Source organism: Citrifermentans bremense, assembly GCF_014218275.1.
GTDB classification, from domain to species: Bacteria; Desulfobacterota; Desulfuromonadia; order Geobacterales; family Geobacteraceae; genus Geomonas; species Geomonas pelophila.
In genome coordinates this window covers 1,424,683-1,444,774 of the sequence record NZ_AP023213.1, presented here as the reverse complement: position 1 = coordinate 1,444,774, position 20,092 = coordinate 1,424,683, and the positions used below count along the sequence as shown (strand labels likewise).

General features: G+C 62.2%; 13 protein-coding genes. 3 read left to right on the top strand and 10 right to left on the bottom strand.

Going from position 1 to position 20,092, the window contains the following annotated elements:
• Window positions 1–104: 104 nt before the first annotated feature.
• Window positions 105–2,201 carry a chemotaxis protein CheA gene (locus GEOBRER4_RS06350; RefSeq protein WP_185244697.1) on the bottom strand — a complete coding sequence of 699 codons (2,097 nt, stop codon included), beginning with the start codon at window positions 2,199–2,201 and terminating at the stop codon, window positions 105–107.
• Between the two features lie 35 nt (window positions 2,202–2,236).
• Complete coding sequence (locus tag GEOBRER4_RS06345; RefSeq protein ID WP_185244696.1) at window positions 2,237–2,587, bottom strand: STAS domain-containing protein; 351 nt, start codon at window positions 2,585–2,587, stop codon at window positions 2,237–2,239.
• Window positions 2,588–2,887: 300 nt separating this feature from the next.
• Here GEOBRER4_RS06345 and GEOBRER4_RS06340 point away from each other — a divergent pair, with 300 nt between their 5' ends.
• Window positions 2,888–3,025: a hypothetical protein gene (locus GEOBRER4_RS06340; protein WP_185244695.1), complete on the top strand. Its 138-nt coding sequence runs from the start codon at window positions 2,888–2,890 to the stop codon at window positions 3,023–3,025.
• Window positions 3,026–3,132: 107 nt separating this feature from the next.
• On the opposite strand, the gene GEOBRER4_RS06335 is transcribed toward GEOBRER4_RS06340, so the two are convergent.
• The 8 genes from GEOBRER4_RS06335 to GEOBRER4_RS06300 all read right to left on the bottom strand — a co-directional run bounded on the left by GEOBRER4_RS06335 (window position 3,133) and on the right by GEOBRER4_RS06300 (window position 16,242).
• Complete coding sequence (locus GEOBRER4_RS06335) at window positions 3,133–3,732, bottom strand: MBL fold metallo-hydrolase (RefSeq protein WP_185244694.1); 600 nt, start codon at window positions 3,730–3,732, stop codon at window positions 3,133–3,135.
• A 2-nt stretch (window positions 3,733–3,734) separates the two neighbouring features.
• Window positions 3,735–3,998, bottom strand: coding sequence for a hypothetical protein (locus tag GEOBRER4_RS06330; RefSeq protein WP_085813326.1), 264 nt, complete (start codon window positions 3,996–3,998; stop codon window positions 3,735–3,737).
• Between the two features lie 188 nt (window positions 3,999–4,186).
• On the bottom strand, window positions 4,187–7,891 hold the full coding sequence (locus GEOBRER4_RS20265) for an MCP four helix bundle domain-containing protein (protein WP_185244693.1): 3,705 nt from the start codon (window positions 7,889–7,891) through the stop codon (window positions 4,187–4,189).
• 239 nt (window positions 7,892–8,130) lie between these two features.
• Complete coding sequence (locus GEOBRER4_RS06320) at window positions 8,131–8,739, bottom strand: CheR family methyltransferase (RefSeq protein ID WP_085813329.1); 609 nt, start codon at window positions 8,737–8,739, stop codon at window positions 8,131–8,133.
• A gap of 190 nt (window positions 8,740–8,929) precedes the next feature.
• On the bottom strand, window positions 8,930–11,545 hold the full coding sequence (locus GEOBRER4_RS06315) for an MCP four helix bundle domain-containing protein (RefSeq protein ID WP_185244692.1): 2,616 nt from the start codon (window positions 11,543–11,545) through the stop codon (window positions 8,930–8,932).
• Window positions 11,546–11,929: 384 nt separating this feature from the next.
• Complete coding sequence (locus GEOBRER4_RS06310) at window positions 11,930–13,546, bottom strand: ammonia-forming cytochrome c nitrite reductase subunit c552 (RefSeq protein WP_185244691.1); 1,617 nt, start codon at window positions 13,544–13,546, stop codon at window positions 11,930–11,932.
• Between the two features lie 376 nt (window positions 13,547–13,922).
• Entirely contained in the window at window positions 13,923–15,851 is a 1,929-nt protein-coding gene (locus GEOBRER4_RS06305) for a PAS domain-containing hybrid sensor histidine kinase/response regulator (protein ID WP_185244690.1), read from the bottom strand.
• A gap of 127 nt (window positions 15,852–15,978) precedes the next feature.
• The gene (locus GEOBRER4_RS06300) at window positions 15,979–16,242 is read right to left on the bottom strand and encodes a DUF1294 domain-containing protein (RefSeq protein WP_226377905.1); all 264 of its coding nucleotides are present in this window, start codon (window positions 16,240–16,242) and stop codon (window positions 15,979–15,981) included.
• A gap of 329 nt (window positions 16,243–16,571) precedes the next feature.
• On the opposite strand from GEOBRER4_RS06300, the gene GEOBRER4_RS06295 reads away from it, so the two are divergent.
• Window positions 16,572–16,958, top strand: a complete 387-nt coding sequence (locus GEOBRER4_RS06295) for a PilZ domain-containing protein (RefSeq protein ID WP_185244688.1) — start codon at window positions 16,572–16,574, stop codon at window positions 16,956–16,958.
• A gap of 39 nt (window positions 16,959–16,997) precedes the next feature.
• Window positions 16,998–20,009 carry an ABC transporter substrate-binding protein gene (locus GEOBRER4_RS06290; RefSeq protein ID WP_185244687.1) on the top strand — a complete coding sequence of 1,004 codons (3,012 nt, stop codon included), beginning with the start codon at window positions 16,998–17,000 and terminating at the stop codon, window positions 20,007–20,009.
• Window positions 20,010–20,092 lie beyond the last annotated feature (83 nt).

Sequence of the window (20,092 nt, the reverse complement as noted above, 5' to 3'; positions counted from 1 at the left end):
GGACTCCCGTTACCTTGTGCCGCGCCGATTGCGCGGCTTTTTTTTCACACCCTAGCCGCCCCGGCTCCAAGCCTGGGGCGCGGCGCAGCGGCGTTCTTGCCGGCTCATTGGGCCTGCTCCGCCAACTGCATGATGGTCGGCACGTCCAGGATGAGCGCCACCGACCCGTCGCCCAGGATGGTCGCGCCCGACATCCCCGCCACCTGCTGGTACATCCGCCCCAGCGACTTGATAACCGTCTGGTGCTCCCCGATGACCCAGTCGACCAGAAGGCCGAAGCGCTTCCCCTCCAGCTGGCAGATCACCACCTGCTGGATCTCGGGGGGGGCGCCGGGGATGCGGAACATCCTTCTCAGCGGGACGTAGGGGACCAGCTTTTCGCGCACCATCAGGTACTCGCGCCCGTGGCTCTTCTCGATCTCCTCCCGGGAATGCAGGATGCATTCGTCCACCATGGAGAGCGGCAGCACGAACCTGTCCTTGCCGATCTGCACCAGGAGGCTTTCGATGATGGCCAGGGTGAGCGGTATCTTCAGCATGATGCTGGTCCCCTCCCCCTGCGAGCTCTTCACGTCGATGGTGCCGCGCAGCCCCTCGATCGCCTGCTTCACCACGTCCATGCCGACGCCGCGCCCGGAGACGCTGGTGACCTTGGCCGCGGTGGAGAAGCCGGGGGCGAAGATAAGGTTCCAGATCTCCTTCTCGGAGAGTTCGGCCGAGGGGGAGATGATCTTGCGCTCCACCGCCTTGGCCCTGATGGCGTCGGCGTTTAGCCCCGCGCCGTCGTCTTTGATGGTGATGAGGACGCTGTCGCCTGAGTGCACCGCGGAGAGCCTGATGGTGCCGGCCCGCGCTTTCCCCTTCGCCTCCCTTGCCTCGGGGGTCTCAATGCCGTGGTCGATGCTGTTGCGTATCACGTGCACCAGCGGGTCGTTGAGCTTCTCGATCACGGTCTTGTCCAGCTCCGTTTCCGCCCCTTCCGTGGTGAGCTCGATCTCCTTGCCCAGTTCCGCGGAGAGGTCGCGCACCAGCCTCTTGAACTTCGAGAAGGTGGCGCCGATCGGGAGCATCCTGATGTCGAGCGCGTTGTCCCTCAGGTCGTTGGTGAGCCGCTCCACCTCCTCGGCCACCGAGACCAGCTCGGCGTGCTTCTTGAGCTCCTGGGCCACCATGCTGAGCCGCGCCTGCACGGTAACGAGCTCTCCCACCAGGTTGACCAATACGTCCAGCTTCTCGGCCGCCACCCTGATGCTCGAAGCCCCCTCCGCCCCCTGCGACTGGCGCTCCTGGCGCACCTCTTTTACGTGGCGCTGTTCCAAAAGGGCCGAGGTCACCGTCTCCGGATCGACCAGCCCAGCCTCCACGGCGAGCTCGCCGATCCTCTTCTGGCGCCCCAGAAGCTCCTCCATCTGCTGCGCCGTCATGTCCCCGCGCTCGATGAGGATCTGCCCCAGCTTCTTGTATTCGTCCTGCCTGGAGCCGTCGTCGATCACGGCGATGGAGAGCTGGCAGTCGTCGACGACGAAGATGAAGACGTCGTTGATGGCGTCCTCCCCCGCGGTTGTGGTGAGGATGATGTCCCAGTAGAGATGGCACTGCTCGGGCTCCAGGCTTTCCAGGGGCGCTATGGCGGCTGCGTGCGCCACCACGGTGCAGGGCCCCAGTTCCTGCAGCTCGGCGATCAGGGAGAGCGGGTTCACTCCGGAGCAGAAGATGCTCGGCGCGGGACGGAAGCGGATCCGGTAGGTGACCGCTTCCTGTTCCTCCGGCTCCGGCGCCGGTGCTGCGGGGTGAGCGTCCGCCGGGGCGCCTGCGGCGCAGCCGCCGGGGACCAGCGCCCGGAAAGCCTCGATGACCCGGTCGTTCAGCCCCTGGTCCACCGCAGCTCCGCACTCGGCCGCCTCCAGCATGGCGAGGATGCGGTCCCTCGCCTCCAGGCTCAGGGTCACCAGTTCCTTGCTGACGCCAAGCTCCCCGTTTCGCACCAGGTCGTAGACGGTCTCGACGTTGTGGGTGAACCCCGCGATGTCGTCGAAGCCGAACATGGCGCCCGACCCCTTGATGGTGTGCATGGTGCGGAAGACGCGGCCGACGATGCCGAGATCGGTGGGGTTCTCCTCCATCTCCAAAAGGGCATCCTCCAGGTCAGCCAGAAGCTCCCTCGCCTCGTCCTTGAAGGCCTGGATGAAATTATCCTGCATGGCTTTCCCCCTTATTCCGCAGCTTTAAAGTCATCTCAGGCCTCCGTTTTCCAGATGCAGCTGTTGGTGACGTCGTGGGAGCAACCGGCGTGGCGCAACATGCCGGCCTTTTGCGCCACCCGGGCGACCCCCTCGGAGTCGGTCCCGGAAACCTTCAGCGTGCAGCCGCGCTCCAGGGAGCTTCTGTGCGCGCTGCAGATGAGCTGCAGTCCCGTCACGTCCACCTCCGTCACCCCGGCAACCAGTATCTCCACCGGCTTTCCCGTCTCGAAGGCCTTCAACAGCCCAGCCTTCAGCTCGGCGGCCTGGCAGATGGTCATCGCCCCGTTGATCGCCACCTGGGTCACATCCTTCTTCTTGGTGATCTTCAGCAACTGGGTACCCATGTTCCTCCCCCTCTCGTGGCCTTGCCTCTATTAGATGGCCTGGTACTTTATGGCCTGTTCAGAAATGCCAGTCTCAACCTCTTGTATCGGCTTAAATCGTTCCGACTGTAGGAGAGAAAACAGTTTTCTGTCTCTTTTACCCATCGCTGATACAGAGCCGGGTGCGGGGCAGGCATTGAATGAGACTCCCAGAAAGAAAGCCCCGTCTCTGTGGACACGGGGCTCTCTTTTTCCTGCTGCGGGAAGAAGCTGTTTCAGGGGACTGCTCTTTCCCCTTAAAAGCGCTCGAACTCGGCGTCGTTGTCTAAATCGTTCAGGACGAAGTCGTGTCCCACCGCCTTCCTGGTCTGCACCTTCACCGGCTGTCTGGCCGCCTTCGCCTCGCTCTTCGCCGCGGACTTCGCGAGCGGCTGCTTTCGACAGATACATGGCTGTTAAGTTGTGAATGATGACTTAGCTGATATATTGGCAGAAAGCCCTCTGACTGCAGGAGAAATCGTATATAACTTCTCGTTTTATCCGCCCGATCAAGTGTGACGCAGGACTCATCCAGAGATCCTGCTCGCCAGCACATTGCGGATGGTCTGCTCTATCATAGCGCCTCCCCCGGAGAGCAGCGGCTCGTCGTGCCCCGAATAGATCTGGTCGATCTTCCTTCGGTTCAAGATCTGCAACGCTGCCAGGTAATCGCAGCCGAAGCTCCCGCCGGGGGTCCTCACCCTAAGCGGCAGGTCGCCTGAGAAAAGGGCGTGCAGCGAAGGCGCGTAAAGACTTATGGAATCGCTTGAATGACCAGGCGTCTGCAGCACCTCCAGGAAATCGTCGCCTGCCTTGAGGAACTGCCCCCCCTTGAGCGTTTGGTCCACGCCGGGCCCTTCCTGAAAGGCGAGCACTCTGCAGCCGTAGGCCTTTCGGAGCGCCGCCGCCCCGGCGGAGTGGTCGAAGTGGTTATGGGTGAGGATCACCTGCTGGACCGGGACCTTTCCGAACCCGGTGGAGAGGCGGGCGATCTCCTCCATGATGAAGCCGTCTACCCCGGGGTCTATCACCGTGTTGACGTCCTCGATCCTGTTCCAGTCCCCCAGAATCAGGTAGGAGTTGCAGCTGTAGGTCTCCTGACTCTTCCCCAGCGGGACGATCTTCACAATCAGCCGCCGATCTTCTTGTAAAGCTGGGCGTCTGGCACCACCTGCTGGAAGAGGTGTGCCACCTCCGGCGGGAGCTTCTGGGTGTTTTCCGTGGCGAGGTACCCGCCGGGAGCCAGCGCCTTGTGGAACATCCTGAAGACCTCGACCCGCTCCTTGTACGCGTCCCAGATCTTGATCCTGCTGCGTCCCGAGGCGTAGCCGATCATGTGGTCGGCGGCATGTTCCAGCGTCGGCTGGTCCCGCATGAAAAAGGTGAAGGCCATGTGAACTCCTGGTTTGGTTGATAATGAGCAGATCGGTAGCCGTTTGCATTTGCTGAAACTCTTTAATGGGGGATACGCATTAAATTGGCCTCACCTGAATAAAGAGAGCCCCGTTTCCGCGGAAACGGGGCTCTCTTTTTCACTGCGGGGCACGGTTTTGTGCCTCGGTTCTTACCTTTGTCTTGCCCTTAGAAGCGCTCGAACTCGGCGTCGTTGTCAAAATCGTTCAGGACGAGGTCGTGCCCCACCGCCTTCCTGGTCTGCACCTTGACCGGCTGCTTGGCCGCCTTCGCCTCACTCTTCGCCGCGGACTTGGTGAGCGGCCTCGAAGCCTGGACGTGCTGCACGTGGGAGCCGTCGACCCTGAAGAACGCTATGGTCGACTGCAGCTGCGCCGACTGGCTGGAGAGCTCCTCCGCGGTGGAGGCCATCTCCTCGCTCGCCGAGGCGTTTTGCTGGATCACCTGGTCCAGCTGCTGGATCGCCTTGTTGATCTGCTGCGCCCCGGTGTCCTGCTCCTTGCTGGAGGCGTTGATCTCCTGCACCAGCTCCGCCGTCTTCTGGATGTCCGGGAGGATCCCGGCGAGCATCTCGCCGGCCCGCTCGGCCACCTCGACGCTAGAGACCGAGAGCTCCGAGATCTCGCCCGCCGCTACCTGGCTCCTCTCGGCGAGCTTTCTCACCTCGCTTGCCACCACCGCGAAACCTTTGCCGTGCTCGCCTGCGCGCGCGGCCTCGATCGCCGCGTTCAGGGCCAGCATGTTGGTCTGCCGCGCGATCTCCTCGATGATCGAGATCTTGCCTGCGATGTCCTTCATCGCCTGCACCGTCTCGGCCACCGCCTTGCCCCCTTCCTGCGCGTCGGCAGCCGACTTCACCGCGATCTTCTCGGTCTGCATGGCGTTATCCGCGTTCTGCCTGATGTTCGCCGACATCTCCTCCATCGAGGAGGAGGCCTCTTCGGCCGCCGCCGCCTGCTGGGACGCCCCTTCCGACATCGACTGGGCGTTGGCGGAGAGCTGCACGCTGCCGCTTGCCACGTTGTCGGCCGCCTGCTTCACCTCGGTCACCACATCGGTGATCTTTCCGACCATGGCCGACAGCGCCTGGATCAACTCGTCCTGAGCGCTCCGCTCCTTGAGGCTCACAATCAGGTTCCCGCGGGAGACCTCCTTGGCTGCGTCGGTGATCTTGTTGATCGCCTCGATCAGCACGTTCAGGTTGTTTTTGATCAGGTTGTACTGACCCTTGTACTCGGCGGTTATCATCGGGGGCATGTCCCCCTTGGCGATCCTGTCCACGTGGTCCGCCGTCACCATGAGCGGGTTCACGATGTTGGTCACCGTGTCGTTCACGCCGACCACCAGCTTGTTCCACCCCCCGACGAAGAGCGAGGCGTCGGCCCGCTTGTCCAGCTCACCGTCCGCCGCGGCCTTGATGATGATGTCGGTCTGCTCCAGGAGCTCGTTCATCATCTTCACCACCGCGTTCAGGTTCTCCTTGATGATGTTGTACTGACCCTTGTACTCGGTCACGATCGCCGGCGGGATCTCCCCCTTCGCCACCTTGTCCACGTAATCGGCCGTAACCATCAGCGGGTTTACGATGTTGGCGACGGTATCGTTGACGCCCGTTACCAGCTTGTTCCACCCCCCCACGAAAAGGGAGGCGTTGGCGCGCTTGTCGAGTTCCCCGTCCGCCGCTGCCCTGATGATGATGTCGGTCTGCTCCAGCAGGTCGTTCATCATCTTCACCACGGCGTTCAGGTTCTCCTTGATGATGTTGTACTGTCCCTTGTACTCGGTCACGATGGCCGGCGGGATCACCCCCTTTGCCACCTGGTCCACGTAGTCGGCCGTCACCATGAGCGGGTTCACTATGTTGGCGACGATGTTGTTCACCCCGACGACGAGCTCCTTCCAGCCGCCAATGAAAAGCTCCGGGTTCGCCCGCTCGTCGAGCCTCCCCTCCGCCGCGGCCTCGACCACCTTGTCCGCCTCGGAGAGCAGGTTGTTCATGATGTCGATGCAGTTGTTGAGGTTCAGCTTGATCTCGTTGAAGTCGCCGCTGTAGCTGTCTGTGATCCTCGGGGGGATGTCCCCCTTGGAGATGCGGTCCACGTACTCTGCCGCAACGTTCAGCGGCCCTATCACCGCGTCCAGGGTGTCGTTCACCCCCTGCACGATCTTCCGGAAGTCACCCTGGTGCTTCCCTGCATCGGCGCGGGTGGCGAGCCTTCCCTCGACGGCCGCCTGCGAGAGGAGCGCCGCATCGGCGACAAGCGCGGCCACGGCGTCGATGCAGACGTTCAGGTTGTTCTTGATCTCGTTGAAGTCGCCGTTGTAGCTGTCCGTGATCCTCGGCGGGATGTCCCCCTTGGAGATCCGGTCCACGTACTCCGCCGCCACGTTCAGCGGCCCTATCACCGCGTCCAGGGTGTCGTTCACCCCCTGCACGATCTTTCGGAAGTCACCCTGGTGCTTCCCTGCGTCGGCGCGGGTGGCGAGCTTTCCGGCCACGGCCGCCTCGGAGAGGAGGTTCGCGTCGGCGATCAGCGCCTTCAGGTTCGCCCGCACCTGCTCTATGGTGTCGTTGATGAAGGCCTTTTTCCCAGGGAACTGCTCCAGCGGCGCCTCGAAGTTGCCGCGCCCGAACTCGCCGATGCAGGCCATCGCCTTCTTCTTCACCGCGATGTGGCCGTTCACCATGTTGTTCACCCCGGCCGCCATCTCCCGGTACACCCCCTGGTAGTTCCCGGCGGCGATCTGCACGTCGATGTCACCCAGGTCGTGCTGCGCCGACATGTTGTTCATGTCCGCGATCAGCGCGTTCAGCGTCTCCACGCACTGGTTCACGTTGTTCTTGATCTCGTTGAAGTCGCCGTTGTAGCTGTCCGTGATCATCGGGGGGATGTCCCCCTTGGAGATGCGGTCCACGTACTCGGCCGCGACGTTCAGGGGCCCGATCACCGCGTCGAGGGTATCGTTCACCCCGGTGACGATCCTGGCGAACTCCCCCTGGTGCTTCCCTGCGTCGGCGCGGGTGGCGAGCTTTCCGGCCACGGCCGCCTCCGAGAGCATGGCGGCATCGGCCACGAGCGCCTTGATGGACTCGACCATGGCGTGCATGGCCGCCATGACGCTGTCCCCCTTCTTCCCGGCGAGGTCGATTGCGACCGACATGTCCCCCTTGGCTACCCGGGTCGCCACCTCGCTCACCTCCTTGGGATCGGCTCCCAGCTGACCCTGCACCAGGCGGGTGATGAAGTACCCGAGGGCCACGGCGAGGAGCACCCCGGCGGCGATCATGGCCGTCATTATGGTGATGGCCCCCTTTGCCAGCGCGCTGTTGCCTTCGGAGGTGAGCTTCGCCTGGGCGAGTTTCGCTTCGACCAGGGCGTCGATCGCCGCCTGCTCTTCCTTTGCCGCCTTGGCGCCGTCGCCGACCATGAGGGCATGCGCCTCCTGGGTCCGGTTCGCCCTGGCAAGTTGCGCCATCTCGTCCAGGAACGGGGCGTAGGCGGAGCTCGCCCGCTTGAACTCGGCGAAGAGTTTGCGCCCGTCTTCGGTCATGATGGTCTTCTCGAACTCGGCGGTGTTCTTGTTGATCACCTCGCGCAGCTGGACGATGCGGTCGCCGTAGCTCTTGCGCTCCGCGGCGTCGGTTGCGGCAACCATGTCACGGATGTTGATGCGGATCCTCTGGAAGGAGGTGGAGATATCCTGCAGCTGGGAAATGGGGATGGTTATCTTTTGGTACAGCTTCGTGTCAGCTTCTTCTATCGACCTCAGCTTCGTGATGCCGATAAAGCCGATGACGGCGGCTATGAGTGCGACCGCTGCGAAACCCGTCATCAGTTTTGCGCCAAGCTTCAAGTTGTGAAACCACTTCATGACTCCCCCCTGTGTCCGTGTGATCCTGCTTTAGATAGATGCATGGCTCGCCAGGCCATGAGTGCTGACTTAGCTGATCTATCGGCACGAATCCCACTGACTGTAGGAGAAATCGTATACAGCAAATCTTTTTCTGAAGGAGTGAGCAATTCAGGCACTTAAGTAGCAGCCGCTGTTTTGACAGTATCCGGCGGGTCTGTCGAGTCGCTAAGAGATAACCACCGGACCCTGATTCGCCATCAGCCGCCAATCTTCTTGTAAAGCTGTGCGTCTGGCACCACCTGCTGGAAGAGGTGTGCCACCTCCGGCGGGAGCTTCTGGGTGTTTTCCGTGGCGAGGTACCCACCGGGGGCGAGCGCCTTGTGGAACATCCTGAAGACCTCTACCCGCTCCTTGTACTGGAAATGGAGCATGACGTTCTTGCAGACCACGAGGCAGTAGTCGTTTCCGACCGGCTTCAAGGAGAGGAGGTCGTGGTACTGGAAGGTCACCCGGTCGCGCAGAAGCTGCACCACCCGGTGCTGCCCCTGCTTTTCCGCCGGCTCGAAGTACTTGGAGAAGAGCTGGGCCGGGGTGCGCTGCAGTTCCTCGTAGGGGTAGGTTGCGGCCTTGACCACGTCGCCGAAGTTGTTGTCGCTGTCGTAGTCCGTGGCGTCGATGCGGAGGTTCTTGAACCCGAAGGAGTTCATCTTCTCCGCGAAGATCATCGCGATGGTGTAGGTTTCCTGCCCTAGCGCGCACCCCGCGTCCCAGATCTTGATCCTGCTGCGTCCCGAGGCGTAGCCGATCATGTGGTCGGCGGCATGTTCCAGCGTCGGCTGGTCCCGCATAAAAAAGGTGAAGGCCATGTGAACTCCTGGTTTGGTTGATAATGAGCAGATCGGTAGCCGCTTGCATTTGCTGAAACTCTTTAATGGGGGATACGCATTAAATTGGCCTCACCTGAAGAAAGAGAGCCCCGTTTCCGCGGAAACGGGGCTCTCTTTCTCGCTGCGGGGCACGGCTACTCGTGCCTCGGTTCTTACCTTTGCCTTGCCCTTAGAAACGCTCGAAATCGGAGTCGTTGTCGACGTCGTTCAGGACGAGGTCGTGCCCTATCGCCTTCCTGGTCTGCACCTTGACCGGCTGCTTGGCCGCCTTCGCCTCACTCTTCGCCGCGGACTTGGTGAGCGGCCTCGAAGCCTGGACGTGCTGCACGTGGGAGCCGTCGACCCTGAAGAACGCTATGGTCGACTGCAGCTGCGCCGACTGGCTGGAGAGCTCCTCCGCGGTGGAGGCCATCTCCTCGCTCGCCGAGGCGTTTTGCTGGATAACCTGGTCCAGCTGCTGGATCGCCTTGTTGATCTGCTGCGCCCCGGTGTCCTGCTCCTTGCTGGAGGCGTTGATCTCCTGCACCAGCTCCGCCGTCTTCTGGATGTCCGGGAGGATCCCGGCGAGCATCTCGCCGGCCCGCTCGGCCACCTCGACGCTGGAGACCGAGAGCTCCGAGATCTCGCCCGCCGCTACCTGGCTCCTCTCGGCGAGCTTTCTCACCTCGCTTGCCACGACCGCGAACCCCTTGCCGTGCTCGCCTGCGCGCGCGGCCTCGATCGCCGCGTTCAGGGCCAGCATGTTGGTCTGCCGCGCGATCTCCTCGATGATCGAGATCTTGCCTGCGATGTCCTTCATCGCCTGCACCGTCTCTGCCACCGCTTTTCCCCCTTCCTGCGCGTCGGCGGCCGACTTCACCGCGATCTTCTCGGTCTGCATGGCGTTGTCGGCGTTCTGCCTGATGTTCGCCGACATCTCCTCCATCGAGGAGGAGGCCTCTTCGGCCGCCGCCGCCTGCTGGGACGCCCCTTCCGACATCGACTGGGCGTTGGCGGAGAGCTGCACGCTGCCGCTTGCCACGTTGTCGGCCGCCTGCTTCACTTCGCTCACCACCTCGGTGATCTTTCCGACCATGGCCGACAGCGCCTGGATCAGCTCGTCCTGCGCGCTGCGCTCCTTGAGGCTCACCATCAGGTTCCCCTGGGAGACCTCCTTGGCGGCGTCGGTGATCTTGTTGATCGCCTCGATAAGCACGTTCAGGTTGTTCTTGATCAGGTTGTACTGGCCCTTGGACTCGGCGGTTATGGCCGGGGGCATGTCCCCCTTGGCGATGCGGTCCACGTAGTCGGCCATCATCATCAGCGGGTTCACGATATTGGTGACGATGTTGTTCACGCCCGTCACCACTTCCTTCCACTCGCCGATGAAGTGCCCGGCGTCGGCGCGCTCGTCGAGCCTCCCCTCAGCCGCGGCCAGCGTCACCTTGTTTATCTCGACTATCAGGTTGCTCATGATGTCGATGCAGTTGTTGAGGTTCAGCTTGATCTCGTTGAAGTCGCCGTTGTAGTTGTCGGTGATCTTCGGGGGGATGTCCCCCTTGGAGATGCGGTCCACGTACTCCGCCGCCACGTTCAGGGGGCCTATTACCGCGTCGAGCGTGTCGTTTACCCCCTGCATGATCTTTCTGAAATCCCCCTGGTGGCGGGAGGCGTCAGCGCGGGTGGCGAGCTTTCCTTCCACCGCGGCATGGGAGAGCGCGTTTGCGTCTTCCACGAGTGCCGATACCGCGTCGATGCAGACGTTCAGGTTGTTCTTGATCTCGTTGAAGTCGCCGTTGTAGTTGTCCGTGATCTTGGGAGGCACGTCCCCTTTGGAGATCCGGTCCATGTACTCCGCCGCCACGTTCAGGGGCCCGATCACCGCGTCCAGCGTGTCGTTGACCCCGGCGACCACCTTCTGGAAATCGCCCCTGTGCTTGCTTGCGTCGGCGCGGGAGGCGAGCTTTCCGGCAACGGCTGCATCGGCCAGCATGGAGGCGTCAGCAACAAGCGCCTTAACGGAATCGACCATATTCTGCATGGCCGCCATGACGCTGTCGTCCCTCTTTCCGGCCAGATCTATGGTGACCGTCATGTCGCCGGCCGCGACCCGGTTGGCGACCTCGCTCACCTCCATGGGATCGGCTCCGAGCTGCCCCTGCACCATGCGGGTGATGAAGAGCCCGAGCCCTACTGCCAAGAGCACGCCGACTGCGATCAGGATCGACATGATCTTCGTCGCGGTAGCCGCAAGCGCCGTGTTCGACTCGTTTGTCAGTTTCGCCTGCTTCAGCTTGGCATCCACCAGCTTCTCGATGGCGGTTTGCTCGTTTCGGGAAGCGGCGGCCCCATCCCCACGCATGAGCGCCAGCGCTTCCTTGTCCTGCCCTGCCTGTGAAAGCTGGACGATGCGGTCCATGATCGGGCCGTAGGCGTTTCGTGACTGCTTGAACTCGTCGAAAAGCTTCCGCCCCTCGTCGGTCAGTATGGTTTTTTCGAACTCCCCGGCCGCCTTGTCGATCTCCTCCCTAAGGTCGGTGATCCGCTTTATCTTGTCCTGCTCATCCTGAGGGCTCGTCGCCATGATGAGGTCCCTCAAGTTGACCCTCATCCGCTGGAAGGCGGTGGAGACGTCCTGCAGTTGGGTTATCGGTACGGTGATCTTCTGGTACATGGTGACATCTGCGTCTTCGATCTTGTTCATCTCCCTGATGCCGAAATACCCGATGATCGCCGCGATGACGGCGACGGATATGAAGCCAGCGATCAGCTTGGTGCCGAGCTTCAAATCATAAAACCACTTCATGACTACCTCCTAGTGCAAAGTTTTAGATAACAGCCACTCACTACCAGAAGAAGATCGCTACCCGCCCCTGCCATGGATTTTGACGTAACGCATGAATGCTGTCCCCTTTCGTTCAACTCCCGATATGAAAAAGAAAATCCCGCGGCTCATTCAGACTCATCCAGACTCAACATCGAACCTTATCGGAATCTTTTCCCGATTCCTTAACGTACAACCTTCTCAAATAAATTATTTTGATTCAATGAGTTATAGGAATTTATGTTGTCAATTGGCCACAAAAACATGAAGTGTCAGGACAGTCACAGACGCAAAAAGCCCCGTTCTCCTTAAGGGGAACGGGGCTTTTTGATTGCTGCACCAAGGCCCAAGCCTTGGCTGACCCTGTTACTTCTTCGCTTCGTCCTTTTTGGCGGCCGCCATGGCGTCGTTCAGGACCTTCACCCCAGCCTTCGAGGCGGCGATGGAGCCGGTCAGGGACTCGCGGGCGAGGTCGGGGTTGTGGAAGCCGTCGGAGTTCTCAGCGGTCCAGTATTCCCAAAGCGCATGCGCCTCCTCGTGTTTCGCGCGCGCCTCGTCCAAGACGGTCGGGGAAACGCCCGCCCTCTGCGCCGCGGCGTAGGTGTCGATCAGCTGCCCCAGCCAGTACTCGGCCTTGCGCATCTTACCCTTCACGTAGTTCTGCACCGTGTCCAGCTGGTACAGCTTCTTGTCCTTCCCTTCCTTGGGATGGCAGCCAAGGCAGGCCTCCTTGATGTGGTTCTTGGGACGGATCACGCCGTGGGTCGTGAACATCTTGCCGTCTTTGCCTTTTTTCTTCGGCATGTGGCACTGGTGGCACTGCACCCCGGCCTTATCGTGGATGCTGCCGGCGTAGGTCTCGGCCTCGGGGTGCTGGAACTTGATCAGCCGCGCGCCGGTTACGGCATGCTTGAAGTCGAAGAAGTCGAGCTCCTGGTAGTGCTTCAGAAGCTGCAGCGAGTTCTTGAGCGGGAAGTGGTTGGTCCTCAAGTCGTCGTAACCGACCTTCTTCCCGTCGCTCCACTGGGTCCCGGCGTTGCAGTTGTACTCGACGTGGCACTGCGCGCACATCATCCTGGAGTCGGTCTTTTGCATCACGCCGATCTTCCTGAAGTCGCGGAAGTCGATCACATTGAGGTCTGTGGCGCCGTTTTTGGCGAAGATGTTCCCCTTGGGGTCCTTCTGGATCGCCTGGATCAGGGCGTCGCGCACCACGCGGGGCTGGGTCCCGTGCGGGTCGTGACAGTGGACGCAGCCGACCGGGTTGTTGGTGTCCTTGGCGACGTCCACCACGTTGGAGGTGCGGTCCCACTTGGCCCGGGGGTCCTTGTCACCCAAGAACTTCCACTTGAGCAGATGGTCCGAGGTCTTGCACTGGATGCAGGTGGGGTTCCCCGCCATCGCCGTCTCGGGGAGCTTCTTGCCGGTATCGGTCAGCACGTCCCAGGTCTTGCCGGTGGAGGTGACCCCTTTCCACCCCTCCTTGAACTGGAAGCGCCCACCCTGGAAGCGGTCCACCGCGAACTGGTCGATGACCATGAAGGCGTGCCCGCGCGGCTCGTCATGCTCGAAGGTGAAGCCGTGGCCGGCCAGGAGCTTGTCCTGCATCGGGGAGCGGCCGGTGGGGGCCCCCTTCTCCTTCCGGGCCGCCGCCTCGTAGTTGTCCTCGTAGAAGCTGTTGTACTGCTCCTTGTGGCACTTGCCGCAGAGGGCCTGGTCGATCAGCGTCACCGGCTTGTTCTTTTCCGGGTCGTTCATGTGGGCGTCGAGCTTGTCGTGACATTCCTTGCAGGAGAGCTTGGCGTGCTTGGACCCTTCCTTCAACGCCTTCACCTCGTCGTGGCACTCGTAGCACTTCGCCCTGCCGTCGGCGGCGACCTTAGCCGCCGGTTGGGACTTCGCCGCCGTCGTCAGCGCGGGAAGCGAGAAAAATCCCACCGCAACCGCCGCTGCCGCTGTCAAAGCCAGGTTCTTCTTCAGCATGTTTTCTCTCCTCTGTCATGTGTGGTGGTTCTGCAAGATTAAAGTCTGCATAGAATGAAAGCGCTGTATAGATGCATTAAACCGCTGGGAAAGGATTTGACCAAAGTCAAAAGAAGGCAGTTTGTAAGACAATGATGCCTGCAAATATTTACCATAAAACCTGATGTCTTCAAGTGCTGCAACTGATACGACCGTTGCCGCCCCCCTGAGACAATATTACTGTTTATCAACACTGCTTCCGACATACCCATACTGCTTCTGTGACAGTGTGAGCTTTACCTGCTCCAAACCAGACAGTGCCTACACAACTAAAAAAGCCCCCACGCCTTCAACGGCACGGGGGCTTTTCTTCAATCTGTCTTCCTGGTTGCGAGGTTTATGCGGAGCCGGTCAGGGTGACATCCAGGGCTTCGCGGATCCGGCACAGCAAGAGCTCCGGCTTGATCGGCTTGCGCAGGTAATCCTTCGCGGCACCGCCCCCCTTTTGCAGCATGACGTCAGCAGGATACCCGCTCATGAAGATGGTGGGGAGCCCTGGTGCCTGGTCCTGGATCCTTTGGTAGAGCTCCATCCCGCTCATGCGCGGCATGACCAGGTCGGTGAGCAGCAGGTCCACCTTGTCCCCCTGGTCGGCGAAGATCTTCAGCGCCTCCTCTCCCTCCTTGGCGGAGAGCACGCGGTAGCCGTTATGCTGCAGCAAAAGCTGCGTCATGACCCGCACCGTCTCGTCGTCCTCGACCAGCAGCACCGTCTCGTTGCCGGTGGCCCATTGGGGACTGCCGCCGGCGTACCCCTCGGCCGGCAGCTCTTCCGAGAGGGGCAGGTAGATGCTGAAGGTGGTACCGGCACCGGGCTCGCTTTCGAGCCCGATCATGCCGTTGTGCTTTTTGATGATACCGTAGCAGGTGGAAAGCCCGAGCCCGGTCCCGACTCCCATCTCCTTGGTGGTGAAAAAAGGTTCGAAGACCCGGTCCTGCACCTCCCGGCTCATCCCCACCCCGCTGTCGGCCACGGTGATCAGGGCGTGGTTCAGCTGCGACAGCTCGGTCCTGATGGAAAGCCTCCCTCCCGAGGGCATCGCGTCGCGCGCGTTCACCACCAGGTTGAAGAGGACCTGCTCCAGTTGCCCCTTGTCCGAGGAGACGATCAGGGGAACGCTGGAAAGCTCGACGGTCAGTTCGATGTCCTCGGTGATGAGCCGCGCGAGGCTCTTGTGCAGTCCTTCGACAAGGTGGTTCAGGTCGACGGGCATCAGGTGCACTTCCTGCTTGCGGGAAAAGGCGAGCAGGCTGCGGGTCATTTCGGCGGCCCGCTCCACCGAGCCGAGTATCTCGGCCGCCATGGAGGCCACCTCGCTCTCCTGGGAGTTGAACTGGATCAGGGAGGAATAGCCGGCTATTACGGTTAAAAGGTTGTTGAAGTCGTGGGCGATGCCGCCGGCCAGGGTGCCTATCGCCTCCATCTTCTGCGCGTGCCGCAGCTGCTCCTCCAGCTGGGACCGCTCCGTCATGTCCTTGATGAGGCAGGCGACCCGGTCGACACGGTCCCCCTTCTTAAGCGGCGTGTAGGTGATCAGGATGTCCCTGACCCCCTTGGCGGGGAAGTCGTACCGGTTCTCGAAGATCACTTCTTCGCCGGCGAAGCAGGCATCGATGCGCCCCTTGATCTCGGCAAACGCCGCGGGCCCCAAAAGGTCCGGCACCGTCCGCCCGATCAGCTCCTCGTGCCGCACCCGGTGGCACTCCAGGTACGCCCTGTTCGCCAGCATATAGCGGTAGCCGCGGTCGAACACGTAGATCATGTCGCCGGTGCACTCGATAACCGCCCGGTATTCGAGAAGCCTCTGGTCGGCGAGCTTGTAGTCGCTGATGTCGATCAGCTTCAGCACGACCCCCTCGGCCTCTCCCTCGGGACTCAGGTAGGGGACGAGCCTCAAGAGGTACTGCTGCCCGCTCTGCAGGTCCGATACCTCCCGCTCCGGGATGACGGCGCCGCGGGCCACGCTGCGGAGGTCCTCGCCGGCGCTGGGCCAGTCGAGCCTGCGGCAGAGCTCCGGCAAAAGTTCCCCGGTGTCGGCACTGGAGAGTCCCAGAAGCTGCGCGAGGCTCGGGGTCAGGCGCATCGGCCTCAATTCCCGGTCGAAGAAGGCGGTGGCGGTCCAGGCGCAGCCGAGGAAATTCTCCAGGTCGTTGCGGGCCCGTTCCAGTTCCCGGCTCTTTGCCTGCAGCTCGAGCTTCGCGGCTTTAAGCTCCTGCCGCGCGCGCTCCAGGGAGCCATCCGTACCTGCGTGCTGGAAATAGTGCATCGTCCCTCCCGAAAGCAGTTTCAGCTATTGCATGTCATATCAATACCCGTCCACATATCCTCACCCTTCTCGCCGCAGGCGGGAGTGGCTGGGTGGGGGTGCTGCGGTAAAGCGGCGGCGGACGGCCTCAGCCAAAGGCCACGAAGAGCGCGAGGGCTCCGCAGTTGACAAGCGCCGTGACCCTGAAGACCAGGACGAACCGGCGCTTGCGGGTCTTGTGCCTGAACGCCCACTGCGCCAGGGCGGCGCCCGGCCATCCCCCGAGAAGTCCCAAAAGGTGCAGGGTCCTCTCCGCCACCCTGCGGCGCCCCTGCTCCGCCGCCCGCTTGTCCGCAGCATAAGCCGCCGCTGCGGCGGTCCCGGAAGCTAAGTAGACGGCAAGGACAGGCAATGGGAGGGTCCCCTCAGCGGTCAAGGCAACCAAAAGGAAAAGGAAAAAAAGTGAGAAGCGGGGTGCGGGGGTGGAGAGTGACATTACCAGCTTGTCTCGGCAATAGGTTTAGTAATATCCAGGCAAAGACTCGGTGTGAATACGCTTAATTCTTATACAAGAGTGGCGCTTCAGTTTCAAGACTTATTAAATAAAACAGATAATGGTGTCCCCGGGCCGGCAAGGTGTGGTATTTTCAGCAAACATCTCAAGCAGAGTCGGCTGCTCTCCGATACAATAGACAGTGCCGCCTTTGAGACAAAGCGCCCCCTCAGACGGAGACGGAATCCATGAAAGATTCGCGCCGGTTCTACCGTGCCCCATCATCACACAGCGTAGAGGTGCTGATAAGGGACGACTGCCACAAAGGCTGCCTGGAGAACGTCTCCTTGAACGGGGCGCTCTTGCACCTGGACGATCTCTCCCCCTTGGCGGTCGGGGAGGCGTGCGTCCTGCAGTTGCAGGTGGATGACGCGCCGCTTCCTCCCCTGAGGATCGACTGCGAGGTGGTCCACGGCTGCGAGCGGCTGGTCGGGGTAAAGTTCCTGGGGAGTGCGGAAGAGGCAGAGCGGCGGATCCCCTCCTTGATCAAGCTTATGAGCGACACACGGCAAGGGGGGGACGAGTACCTGGAGCGGATCCGGGGCTACCTCGCCGACTACTGCGGGGCGCGCTGACCCGCGCCGCCGGCGCTGCCGGTCCCTGAGGAGCGCGTTATGAACCACCATCGCCGGGGGCGTTGCCCCCAGTTTGTGGCAATTTCCCTCGCCTTCATCGCCCTGCTCCTCGTCCCCTGTCCCGCGCAGGCGCTGGAGAAGGCGACTCTCCAGCTCAAATGGCTGCATCACTTCCAGTTCGCCGGCTACTACGCGGCGCTGGAGAAAGGGTTCTACCGCCGGGCCGGCCTCGACGTCACCATCAAGGAAGGTGGGCCGGCAACCGAGGTGGAGGACGAAGTCCTCTCCGGCCGGGCCGACTTCGGCGTGGGGACCTCGGCGATCCTCTTGCGCCGCGCCCGCGGCGAAGACCTGGTGGTGCTGGGGCAGATCTTCCAGCATTCCGCAGGGGTGCTGATCACCCCCCGCCGCACCGGGATCCACTCCCTCGCCGACATGGCGCGCCGCAGGTTCATGTACTCCAACCAGCACGGCGACATGCTGACGCTTTTGCGGCAAAACGGCGTCGACGAAAAGGAGCTGGTGCAGGTCCCGCACAGCGGCGACCCCCAGGACCTCATCGACGGCAAGGCTGACGTCATGATGGGGTACAGCTTCAACGAGCCCTTCATCCTGGAGCAAAAGGGCGAACCCTACCTGCTTTTCTCCCCCCTTACCTACGGCATCGACTTTTACGGCGACAACTTCTTCACCACCCGCGCCAACATCGACACCAGGCGCGAATTCGTCGAGGCCTTCCGCGAGGCTACGCTGGACGGCTGGCGCTACGCCATGGCCCACAAGGCCGAAGTGGCCGAGCTGATCCTCGCCAAGTACTCCCGCAAAAAAAGCCGCGACTGGCTCATGTTCGAGGCGAACCAGATGGAGTCCCTGATCCAGCCCACGCTGGTGGAGATGGGTTACCAGAACCCCGCGCGCTGGCGCCACATCGGCAAATCGTTCGAGGAACTGGGGATGGTGCCGCGCGGTTTCGACACCACCGGCGTGAGCTTCGACCCGGCCCCGGGGACCGACTACCGTCTCGTGCTCAGGGTACTGCTCGTGTGCGGCGCCGTGATAGTGGTGCTGGTCGTCATCGTGATGAAATTCAGGCAGCTGAACCAGGACCTGAAGGGGGAGGTCGCCGAGCGCAAGGCGGCGGAGGAGGCTTTCAGGGAGAGCGAGGAACGGCTGCGCGTCATCTTCGAGACCTCGCAGGCAGGGATCATCATGGTGGACCCGGAGGGGATCATCCGCTTCGCCAACAAGAGGATGGCCGAGATGTTCGGCTGCACGCACGACGAACTGATCGGCTCCTCCTATTTGAGCCATCTCCACCCCGGGCAGTGCGCCACGGGTAGCGCCCTCATGGAGAAGCTGATCCGCGGCGAGGTGGACCAGGCCTCTACCGAGCGCCGCTACCGGTGCGGGGAAGGCGGGGAGTTCTGGGGCTACCTCTCCGGCAGGAGGCTGGAGACCCCGGACGGGAAGCTCCAGGCGCTGGTCGGGATCATCTCCGACATCACCGACCGCATCAAGGCGGACGAGGCCCGGCAGAAGGCGCTCATGCTGGTGGAGACCCTGCTGGCACATTCCCCGATGGGGATCACCGTTTTCGACGGTGAGAGCGGCGCCTGCATCCTGGTGAACCAGGCCGCCGCCGACATCTCCGGCAACGACAAGGAGGCCCTGCTGGGGCGCAACTTCAGAAACTCGTCCTCCTGGCGCGACGGCGGGCTCATCGCGGTCGCGGAAAGTGTCCTCGCCGACGGCGACGCGCGCCCCTTCGAGGCGCAACTGCCGACCTCCGGGGAAAACGACGTCACGCTGCGCTGCCACCTCTCCCGCTTCGAGGTGGAGGGGAAGCCCCACCTTCTTGTGCTGGGGCAGGACATCACCCAGGAGAGGCGCCTGGAGCTGGAGAACAAGCGGATCGAGGCGCAGATGCTCAACATGCAGAAGCTGGAAAGCCTCGGGGTGCTGGCGGGGGGTATCGCCCACGACTTCAACAACATCCTCACCGGGATCGTGGGGAACATCACCTTCGCCGAGCTCTCCCTCGAACCCCGCCACAAGGCGGCGGCGCCGCTTTCAAAGGCGGAGAAGGCCTGCCAGAGGGCTGCGGAGCTCGCCTCGCAGCTTCTCACCTTCGCCCGGGGGGGACAGCCGATCAAGAAGGCGTTCTCGGTGAAGCCGCTGGTCGGGGAGTCGCTTTCGCTGGTTTTGCGCGGCACCAACGTCAAGGCGGCGATCGACATCCCGGACGACGTCTGCGTCATCGAGGCCGACGAGGGGCAGATAAGCCAGGCCTTCAACAACATCGTCATCAACGCCGTGCACGCCATGCCCGGGGGAGGGACGCTGACCGTCGCCGGGGAGGATACCGTGATGGAAATCGGCAACCCCTTCGGCCTCGCGCCCGGCCCGTATCTGCGGATCAGCTTCAGCGACCAGGGGTGCGGCATCCGCGAGGAGGACCTGGAAAGGATCTTCGATCCCTACTTCACCACCAAGACCAGCGGCACCGGCCTGGGGCTTGCTTCGACCCACTCCATCGTCGCCAGGCACGGCGGCATCGTCCTCGTGGACTCGGTCCTGGAAAAGGGGACCACCTTCACCATCTACCTCCCCTCCACCGGGCACTGCGTGGCCGCGGAGGAGGGGCAGGACCACGCCGGCCGCGCTCATGGCGGTGGAGAAAGCGTGGTGGTCATGGACGACGAGGAGATGATCAGGGAGCTTACCCGGGACATGCTCGCCGCGCTGGGCTACCGGGTCGAGGTCTGCGGCGACGGCGCGGAGGCGGTCGAGCTCTACCGCGCCGGTTGCGCGCGGGGGGAGCGCTACTCCGCGGTGATCATGGACCTCACCGTCCCGGGAGGGATGGGGGGGAAGGAGGCGGCGCAGCAGATCCTCGCGCTCGACCCCACGGCGCGGCTCATCGTTTCCAGCGGTTACTCCAACGATCCCGTAATGTCCGAGTACCGCAGCTGCGGCTTCTGCGCCACCCTGGTGAAGCCTTACACAGCCAGGGAGATAGGGAGGGTGCTGTCGGAGGCGATTGACGGCTAACTGCAGAGGCAATTGACGATTGACAATGGACAATTGACAACTATAAGTTCGGCATTCCACGCATAACTTTGCCATGAAGCGCT

Coding starts and splice junctions, on each gene's coding strand:
- GEOBRER4_RS06330 (WP_085813326.1), bottom strand. CDS start 3,998: ATGGCCTTCACCTTTTTCATGCGGGACCAGCCGACGCTGGAACATGCC.
- GEOBRER4_RS06305 (WP_185244690.1), bottom strand. CDS start 15,851: ATGCACTATTTCCAGCACGCAGGTACGGATGGCTCCCTGGAGCGCGCG.
- GEOBRER4_RS06315 (WP_185244692.1), bottom strand. CDS start 11,545: ATGAAGTGGTTTTATGATTTGAAGCTCGGCACCAAGCTGATCGCTGGC.
- GEOBRER4_RS06310 (WP_185244691.1), bottom strand. CDS start 13,546: ATGCTGAAGAAGAACCTGGCTTTGACAGCGGCAGCGGCGGTTGCGGTG.
- GEOBRER4_RS06295 (WP_185244688.1), top strand. CDS start 16,572: ATGAAAGATTCGCGCCGGTTCTACCGTGCCCCATCATCACACAGCGTA.
- GEOBRER4_RS06290 (WP_185244687.1), top strand. CDS start 16,998: ATGAACCACCATCGCCGGGGGCGTTGCCCCCAGTTTGTGGCAATTTCC.
- GEOBRER4_RS20265 (WP_185244693.1), bottom strand. CDS start 7,891: ATGAAGTGGTTTCACAACTTGAAGCTTGGCGCAAAACTGATGACGGGT.
- GEOBRER4_RS06345 (WP_185244696.1), bottom strand. CDS start 2,587: ATGGGTACCCAGTTGCTGAAGATCACCAAGAAGAAGGATGTGACCCAG.
- GEOBRER4_RS06350 (WP_185244697.1), bottom strand. CDS start 2,201: ATGCAGGATAATTTCATCCAGGCCTTCAAGGACGAGGCGAGGGAGCTT.
- GEOBRER4_RS06320 (WP_085813329.1), bottom strand. CDS start 8,739: ATGGCCTTCACCTTTTTTATGCGGGACCAGCCGACGCTGGAACATGCC.